6 protein-coding genes are annotated in these 8324 nt (G+C 69.8%); all 6 read right to left on the reverse strand.

The features are described from left to right. Window positions 1–626: 626 nt before the first annotated feature. The 6 genes from LLG88_00230 to LLG88_00255 all read right to left on the reverse strand — a co-directional run bounded on the left by LLG88_00230 (window position 627) and on the right by LLG88_00255 (window position 8235). Entirely contained in the window at window positions 627–3941 is a 3315-nt protein-coding gene (locus LLG88_00230) for a PDZ domain-containing protein (GenBank protein MCE5245340.1), read from the reverse strand. Between the two features lie 113 nt (window positions 3942–4054). After that, a complete protein-coding gene (locus LLG88_00235; protein MCE5245341.1) occupies window positions 4055–4624 on the reverse strand; it encodes a porin family protein in 570 nt (189 codons plus the stop codon). 71 nt (window positions 4625–4695) lie between these two features. Next, the gene (locus LLG88_00240) at window positions 4696–5286 is read right to left on the reverse strand and encodes an outer membrane beta-barrel protein (GenBank protein MCE5245342.1); all 591 of its coding nucleotides are present in this window, start codon (window positions 5284–5286) and stop codon (window positions 4696–4698) included. 125 nt (window positions 5287–5411) lie between these two features. Further along, window positions 5412–6803: an NADPH-dependent glutamate synthase gene (gene gltA / locus LLG88_00245; GenBank protein ID MCE5245343.1), complete on the reverse strand. Its 1392-nt coding sequence runs from the start codon at window positions 6801–6803 to the stop codon at window positions 5412–5414. Between the two features lie 44 nt (window positions 6804–6847). Continuing rightward, window positions 6848–7687 (reverse strand): sulfide/dihydroorotate dehydrogenase-like FAD/NAD-binding protein, encoded by an 840-nt coding sequence (locus tag LLG88_00250; protein MCE5245344.1) that lies wholly within the window; start codon window positions 7685–7687, stop codon window positions 6848–6850. A 146-nt stretch (window positions 7688–7833) separates the two neighbouring features. Continuing rightward, entirely contained in the window at window positions 7834–8235 is a 402-nt protein-coding gene (locus LLG88_00255; GenBank protein ID MCE5245345.1) for a GNAT family N-acetyltransferase, read from the reverse strand. Window positions 8236–8324 lie beyond the last annotated feature (89 nt).

The following is an 8324-nucleotide window of genomic DNA, read 5'->3' on the forward strand; positions in this document are numbered from 1 at the left end:
CCGCCCGACGCGCGTCCCTCGAGCCGCGCGGGCCTTACGCCAACGAAACCCCGCGGGTGTTTCGACGCAATGCAAAGGCAACGTTGCGCGTGAATCACGTCGGGACGCGACGCCGACGAGCGCGTCGAGCGGCGGGGGGCGGCGGCGGAGCATTGCCCCGTCGCGGAGCCGCCGCCCCCCGACGCGCGACGCGCGCCCCCCGAGCCGCACGCGCCCTGACGAGACAGCGCGAGAGACGACGCGGCGATCGCCGACCGAGGCCGCGGCGCGAGGCGACGCAAGACGCACGAACCATCCAAGAGGAACCATCCCCCCGCAGGCAAACGGCCCAACGCGCCACCAAAGACGACAGCACGTCGGGCGGCGGGGGCGGCGGCGCAGCCGTTGCCCCGTGGCGGAGCCGCCGCCCCCGCCGCACGACGCGCGTCCCTCGAGCCGCGCGGGCCTTACGCCAACGAAACCCGCAGGCATTTCGACGCAACGCAAACGCAGCGTTTTGCGCAGATCACGTCGCGATGGCCCCGCGGGAGATTCCGCCGCGAAGACAAGAAACGGGCCGGCGGAAGATCCGCCGGCCCGTGCGTTGCCGAAACACCCGGCGCACAAGACGCCGGTGAAGCGAAAAGTCAGTTGGCGCGGTCGGGGTAGGCCGGCTTCGCCGGACGCGGCGGAGGATTGGTCTTCAGCCGCGCCAGCACTTCGTCGATCGCCCGGTCGAGCTGCGGATCGCCGCCGGCGAGCATCAGCGACGGATCGTCCACCACCTCGATGTCCGGATCGACGCCGTACCCCTCGATGATCCACTTGTGGTCGAGGCTGTAGATCCCGAAGTTCGGCGCGGTCACCCCGCCGCCGTCGATCAGCGTCGGCGCGCCGGAGATCCCGATCAGGCCGCCCCACGTGCGGCGCCCGATCACCGGACCGAGACCGGCCTTCTTGAAGTAGAACGGGAAGGCGTCGCCGCCGGAGCCGCTCCAGCCGTTGATCAGCATCGCCTTCGGCCCGACGTTCGACACCGGCGGCCACTGCCAGTCGGCGCCGTCGCGCACGCCCCAGAAGTTGTAGAGCGGGCGGTTGAGCAGCTCGATGAAGCGGTCGGGGATCTGCCCGCCGCTGTTGAACCGCTCGTCGATCACCAGCCCGTCCTTCTGCACCTGGCCGCGGAACTGCCGCACCAGCTCGGTCTGCCCGTCCACGCCGGTGGACGGGACGTAGACGTAGCCGAGCCGGCCGCCGCCGCGCTTCTCGACGTAGGCCCGCTTCCCCTCGATCCAGTCGAGGTAGCGCAGCCGCGAGTCGTCGCCCAGCGTCTCGACGAGGACGTCGCGCGCCCCTTCCGTCGTCGGCTTCGAGTTGACCGTCAGCAGCGCCGCCTTCCCGGCGAGGCCGGTGAACGCGGCGTAGACGTCCTGCGTCGGGTCGAGCGGCACGCGGTTCACCGCCAGCAGGTACTCGCCTTCCTTGACGTTCACGCCCGGCTGCGCCAGCGGCGAGCGGGCCTCGGCGTCCCACGGCGCGCCGTGGAGGATCCGCTTGATCTTGAACGCCCGCCCTTCCGGCTCGAAGTCGCAGCCGAGCAGGCCGACGTTCTGCTGCTTCGAGCGCTCGAGGTCGCCGCCGAAGCGGTAGGAGTGCGAGGCGTTCATCTCGCCGATCAGCTCGCCGAGGACGAAGTTGACGTCGGAGCGGGTCACGGCGCCTTCGAGCAGCTTGCCGTAGCGCTCCTTCATCGCCGGCCAGTCGACCTTGTGCATCCCCGGGTCGTAGAAGTAGTCGCGCTCGATCCGCCAGACGTCGTTGAAGATCTGGCGCCACTCGGCCCGCGGATCGACCGTCGTCCGCAGCGCGGCGAAGTCGAGCTTCTTGTCCATCTTCTGGTCGGGAGCGACCGAGACGACGGCCCAGTCGTCCTTCTTGGCGACGAGGATCTTCTTCCCGTCGGCCGAGACCTCGAAGCCGTCCACGTCGGCGAGGATCGTCTTCTCCTCGCGCTCCTTGAGGTCGAACAGCACGAGCGGCGACTTCTCGTCCGCCGCGCCGGTGCGCGGGCGCCGCCGGATCACCAGCTTCCCCTCGACCGCCTTCAGGCCGTCGTAGTTGCCGGCGGGCAGCGGCAGGACGACGAGCCGCTCCTCGAGCCCCTCGAAGTCGATCGTGACCGGCGCGGGGCCCTTCTCGTCCTTCTTCTCGTCCTTGGCCTCGGCCGCCTTGGCCTCGGCCGGCTTCGCCGCCGCGCCCTTCGCGGCCTCGTCCTTCTTCGGCTCTTCCTTCTTCGCCTCGTCCTTCTTCGGTTCCTCGACGTCGTTCTTCGGCGCGAGGAGCGAGGGCACGTCGCGGCGCAGGGCGATCGCGGCGATCTGCGAGGTGTTGGCGTAGATGAACGAGTTGTCGAGGTCGCTGTAGATCGGGCTGAAGTCGCGGTTGGTGACGACGAAGAGGTACTTCCCCTCCGGGTCGAAGGCCGGGCGCGCGGCGGCGTAGAAGTCCGCCGTCGCCTGGTGCAGCTTCGCGTCCTTGACGTCGTAGACGAAGGCCACGGTGTTGCGATTCGCGGCGTCGCGCCCGTAGGCGACGAAGCGCGAGTCGGCCGACCAGTCCACCGAGAACGCCTCGAGGTCGCCGTGGAACATGTAGAGGCCGCGGTCGATCACGTCCACCTTGCCGGTCGCGACGTCGCAGAGGTTGATCCGCATCGCCTGATCGACGAAGACGACCCGCTTCGAGTCGGGGGACCAGAAGATGTGGTAGCGGAAGCCGGGGCCGAGCGCCGTCACCTTGCGCGCCGCGCCGGTTCCGTCGGCCGGACGGACGTAGAGCTCGTACTCGCCGCTCTCGTCGGAGAAGTAGGCCAGCGACTTGCCGTCGGGCGAGAAGGCGGGATACCGCTCCGCCGCGCCGCTCGTGCGGGTCACGTTGAACACCGGGCCGTTCTCGGCCGGCACGGAGAAGACGTCGCCCCGCGCCTCGATCGCCGCGCGCTTGCCGCTCGGCGAGATCGAGCCGTTCTGGACGTACTTCGCCGCCGACTCGGCGCGCGGCCGGAGCGTCGCCTCGTCCGTCGCGACCTTCACCGGCACCTCGCGCACCTTCTCGTCGGCGAGGCCGAGCAGCAGCAGCTTGCCGCCCTGCTCGAAGACGATGTCCTGCGGGCCGATCGCCGGGAAGTGGATGTCGTAGTCGGCGTAGTGGGTCACCTGGCGCATCGCCTTGGTCTTCGTGTCGAACGCCCAGATGTTGTTCCGCTTCTCCGGGCCGCGGTCCGACATGAAGTAGAGCGTCGCGCCGTGCCACATCGGCAGCGCGTCGTTCGCGCCGGTCGAGGGGAGCCGCTCGGCCTTCTTGGTCTTGAGGTCGAGCAGCCAGATCTCCGAGGCCATCCCGCCGCGGTACCGCTTCCAGGTGCGGAACTCGGTGCTGATCGGCTGGTAGGCGAGGACCGACCCGTCGGGGGAGAAGGCGCCGAACTCGCCGTACGGCATCGGCAGCGCCTTCGGCGCGCCGCCGGCGGCGGGGACGACGAACAGCTTCTCGAACCGGTCGGGGCGGCCGCTCTCGCGCGGGCTCGCCACGAGCAGCGAACCGTCCGGCGTCCAGTCCACGAGGCGGTCCACGTCGGGGTGGTTCGTGACCCGCTTCGCCTCGCCGCCCGCGGCGGGGAGGACGTAGACGTCGGGGTTGCCGTCGTAGTTGGCGGTGTAGGCGATCGACTTGCCGTCGGGGGAGAAGCGCGGGAACGCCTCCTCGCCGGGCGGCGTGGAAAGGCGGCGCGCTTCGCCGCCGGCCTTCGGGACGACCCAGACATCGCCGGCGTAGACGAAGACGATCTCCGTCGCCGAGACGTCGGGCTGCCGCATCATCCGCGCGTCCACCTGCGCGGAGGCGGCGCCCGCGGCGCAGGCGAACAGCGCCGCCGCGGCGGCGATCCGCAAAGAGCGATGCATGACGACCCTCCTTGGTTGGGTATTCGGTGCGGTTCGAACGTCGAGGATAGCAAGCGGGCCGCCGCGGCGTCGCGCCGTCGGCGGCCCCTGTCGAACCGTTCGGGGATCCGGCCTCAGAAGCGGTAGGCCGCCCCGACCATCACGAGAAACGGCCGCGGCTTGAAGTCGTCGCCGCCGACCGTCCCCTTGGCGTGCAGGTACTCGAAGCTGGCCGTGAAGTCCCAAGCGCGGGCGATCGGCGTCGAGACGCCGACCTTGACCCCGGGGACGAGCTCGTCGTCCACGTCCTTCGAGTAGAAGACGTAGGCCAGCTCCGGCCCGACGAACCAGTCCGCCTTCCCCCGCGGCGTGAAGTGCCAGTTGACGCCGACGGAGAGCGGCATGAAGCGGACGCTCGTCTTGTACGCCCCGAACCCGCGGCGCTCCTGCTTGACGTCCGGCTGGAAGTACTTGAGCCCCGCGTCGATCCCCCACGCCGGGGAGAGCTTCCACTCGTAGACGACGCCGAGACCGGGCGCGTTGTCGAAGCTGTTGTCCACGGAGACGTCGAGCCCGGAGACCGTCAAGTCCCCCGTCGGCAGGAACGCCCCGCCGAGCAGCCGCAGCGCCGGCCGCTCGTCCGCCGCGAACGCCGCCGCGGCCCCCGCGGCGAACAGCGCCGCCGCCGTCAACAAGCGCTTCATCTCCCGTTCCTCCAAAGGAAAAGCCCCGCCCACGGACGGGGCGGGGCTTCAAGATACGAGCAAGAACCGGATCAGAAGCGGTAGGTCGCCCCGAAGGAGACGATGACCGGCTTCGGCTTGAGGTCCGGACCGCCGTCCATGTCCACCGTCATCTTGGCGTCGATGTACTCGACCGCGACCGAGCCCGACCAACGCTGCGACAGCGGAACGTCCAGGCCGGCCTTGACGCCCCAAGTGAGCTGGCTCTTGAACTTCACGTTCTCGGGCTCGCTGATCTTGCCGTAGTTCATGTAGGCGAGCTCGGGCCCGGCGTAGAAGTGCCAGTCACCGTCGCCGAAGTGGAACATCGGGCCGATCGTGATCGGCAGCACGCGCACGCGCTTCTTGCCGACCTCGCCGTTGGCCGCGACGCGGACTTCCGGCTTGAGGAACTTGACGTCGAAGTCGATCGTGATCCAGTCGTTCGCCTTCACGTAGGCGCCGAGGCCGACGCCGAGCGTGCTCGTGAGCTTCGTCTGCGTGTCGCCGACTTTGTAGTCGCTGGAGGGGGCCATGAATTCGCCGAAGTAACGGATCCCCCCGCGTTCCTCTCCCGCAAGCGCCGGAGACACGAACAGCGCCGCCGCGAGCGCCGCCAGCGCGAGACCTGCGAACCTTCTCATCCGGTCCTCCTTTCGAGACGGAGCCAAACCGGGGGCGGCGCCTGCCGCCCCCGGCGCGAATGTTACTCGCCTTGGCGCCCGCGACCAACAGCCTCGGAGGCCGAAAACGACGCCCGGGCCGGCCCTCAGACGCGGGCCGGCTGCCTCGTCAGGTAGGCGTGCATCGCGTGCGCCGCCCGCTTGCCGTCGCCCATCGCCAGGATCACGGTGGCCGCGCCGCGGACGATGTCGCCGCCGGCGAAGACGCCCGGGACGCTGGTCATCCCGTCCTCGTCCGCGACGATGTTCCCCCACTTGTTGAGCTTGAGGTCGGGGCAGGTCGAGGTGAGGAGCGGGTTGGCGCGCGTGCCGATGGCGACGATCACCTCGTCGCACGGCAGGATGAACTCCGAGCCGGGCTTCGGGACCGGCCGGCGGCGCCCCGAGGCGTCCGGCTCGCCGAGCTCCATCCGCACGCACTTGAGCCCGACGACCCACTTCTTGTCGTCGCCGAGGACTTCGGTCGGGGCGACCAGCAGCTCGAACTTCACCCCTTCCTGCTTCGCGTGGTGGACCTCCTCGACGCGGGCCGGCAGCTCGGCCTCGCCGCGGCGGTAGACGATCGTCGCCTCCGACGCGCCGAGCCGCTTCGCGGTGCGGACCGAGTCCATCGCCACGTTGCCGCCGCCGACGACCGCGACCCGCTTCCCGTGCAGCACCGGCGTGTCGGCGTCGGGGAAGCTCCAGGCGGCCATCAGGTTGACCCGGGTGAGGAACTCGTTGGCCGAGTAGACCCCCTTGAAGTTCTCGCCCGGCACGTTCATGAAGACCGGCAGCCCCGCGCCGACGGCGACGAAGATCGCGTCGTTCTCGGCGCGCAGCTCGTCGAGCGTGAAGGTCTTCCCGACCACGGCGTTGCAGACGATCTTCACGCCCCGCGCCTCGAGCCGCTCCACTTCCTTGCGGACGATCTCCTTCGGCAGCCGGAACTCCGGGATGCCGTAGACGAGCACGCCGCCCGGCGTGTGGAACGCCTCGTAGATCGTGACCTCGTGGCCGAGCTTGGCCAGCTCGCCCGCCGCGGTCAGGCCGCCGGGGCCGGAGCCGACGACGGCGCACTTCTTGCCGGTCGGCGGCGCGACCTCGTCCACGAGCTGGCCGCGGGCGCCGCGCGCCCAGTCGGCGACGAAGCGCTCGAGGTAGCCGATGGCGACCGGCAGCCCGCGGTTGCCGCGGATGCAGTTCGCCTCGCACTGCGTCTCCTGCGGGCAGACGCGGCCGGTCACCGCGGGCAGCGCGTTGTCGGAGAGCAGGCTCTCCGCCGCGGCCTTGATGTTCCCCTCGGCGAGGAAGTTGATGAAGCGCGGAATGTTGACCATCACCGGGCAGCCCTGCACGCAGTGCGCGTTCTTGCACTTGAGGCAGCGCTGCGCCTCGAGCATCGCGAACTGCTCGGGCAGGCCGAGGTTGACTTCCTCGAAGTTGCCGCTGCGGCGCAGGGCCTCCTGCTCCGGCATCTTCTGACGTTCGATCGCCATCCGTTCCTTGGCGGTCAAGGGACGAGGTGCGTCCATGTTCTTCCTCACCGAATCTTGCAGACGTGGCCCGCGTTCTCCGCGCGCTCGGACGCCTGCCGTTCAAAGTCCATGTAGGTGGAAAGGCGGTCGCGCAGCTCGGCGAAGTCCACGAGGTGGGCGTCGAACTCCGGGCCGTCCACGCAGGCGAACTTGACCTCGCCGCCGACCGTCACGCGGCAGCCGCCGCACATCCCCGTGCCGTCGATCATGATCGGGTTGAGGGAGACGATCGTGTGCACGCCGAGCGGGCGCGTCATCTCGGCGACGGCGCGCATCATCGGCACCGGGCCGACCGCGTAGACGGTGGAGACCGGGCCCGCCGCGATCACGTCCTTCAGCGCGTCGGTGACGAAGCCGTGGCGGCCGTAGCTGCCGTCGTCGGTGCAGACGACGACGTCGCCGTGGCGCCGCAGCTCTTCTTCGTAGATCACCCATTCCTTGCTGCGGCCGCCGATCACGCTCGTGACCTTGACGCCGCGCGCGGCGAGCCCCTGCGCGATCGGGTGGACGACGGCCGTGCCGACGCCGCCGCCGACGCAGACGGCGTGGCCCGACTCGGCCAGCTCCGTCGGCCGGCCGAGCGGGCCGGCGACGTCCTGGATCGCGGCGCCGGGGGCGAGCGCGCAGAGTTCCTTCGTGCTCTTCCCCACCGCCTGAATGACGAGCGTGATCGTGCCGGCCTCGGCGTCGCCGTCGGCGATCGTCAGCGGGATCCGCTCGTGGCCGGGCCCGAGGCGCACGATCACGAACTGACCCGGCTGGCGGATCTTCGCGATGCGCGGCGCCTCGACGACCAGACGGGTGACGTTGGGCGAGAGTTGCGTGACTGAAACGATCGGATGCATTTCAACTCCCTCGCCGGGGCGAGGACGAAGTCCTGCGGCCGGCGGTGACGTGCGGGCAAGAAAATCAAACCGGCGCCGCCGCGCCGGGGAGTCTCAAGGTAGCCGCGGGTCGCGGGCGGGTCAAACTCGACGCGCGCGCGGCCCGGTCATTTGCGGCGCGGCAGACGCCACGCGTTCTCGACCCAGTGGAACCCCAAACGGGGGAAGTAGCCCGTCGCCTCGGGACGCGAAACGGCGACGATCGGGATTTCGTCGCCGATGCGCGAACGCAGCCGTTGGACCAGTTCTCGGCCGATTCCTTGCCCTTGATGACTTTTGGCGATGACGAGGTCCGCGAGGTAGCAGCAGACGCTGAAGTCGGTGAGCGCGCGGGCGACGCCGACCAGTTTGTCGTCGTCCCACGCCGAGAGAAGAACATCCGCGTTGCGGAGCATCCGTTCCAAGGAGCCGCGGTCGTCCACGGGGCGGTCGAGCCCCGAGCCGCGGTAAAGATCGGCCAGCTGGTCGAGCGGGAGCGAAGGATCGTTCTCGCGGTAGTCGATGGCCATGGCTCATTCTACCGCGGCGAACCGCCCGCGCGGATGGGGAAACTTCGTTCGTTCCATTCCCGCGACTAACGACCTTGTCAGTCGGGCGG

The sequence above is a fragment of the bacterium genome, assembly GCA_021372775.1.
Taxonomy (GTDB): domain Bacteria; phylum Acidobacteriota; class Polarisedimenticolia; order J045; family J045; genus JAJFTU01.

Excerpts from the sequence above, each read along its gene's own strand:
- LLG88_00230 (MCE5245340.1), bottom strand. The coding sequence starts at position 3,941 with ATGCATCGCTCTTTGCGGATCGCCGCCGCGGCGGCGCTGTTCGCCTGC.
- LLG88_00235 (MCE5245341.1), bottom strand. The coding sequence starts at position 4,624 with ATGAAGCGCTTGTTGACGGCGGCGGCGCTGTTCGCCGCGGGGGCCGCG.
- LLG88_00240 (MCE5245342.1), bottom strand. The coding sequence starts at position 5,286 with ATGAGAAGGTTCGCAGGTCTCGCGCTGGCGGCGCTCGCGGCGGCGCTG.
- gltA (MCE5245343.1), bottom strand. The coding sequence starts at position 6,803 with ATGGCGATCGAACGTCAGAAGATGCCGGAGCAGGAGGCCCTGCGCCGC.
- LLG88_00250 (MCE5245344.1), bottom strand. The coding sequence starts at position 7,687 with ATGCATCCGATCGTTTCAGTCACGCAACTCTCGCCCAACGTCACCCGT.
- LLG88_00255 (MCE5245345.1), bottom strand. The coding sequence starts at position 8,235 with ATGGCCATCGACTACCGCGAGAACGATCCTTCGCTCCCGCTCGACCAG.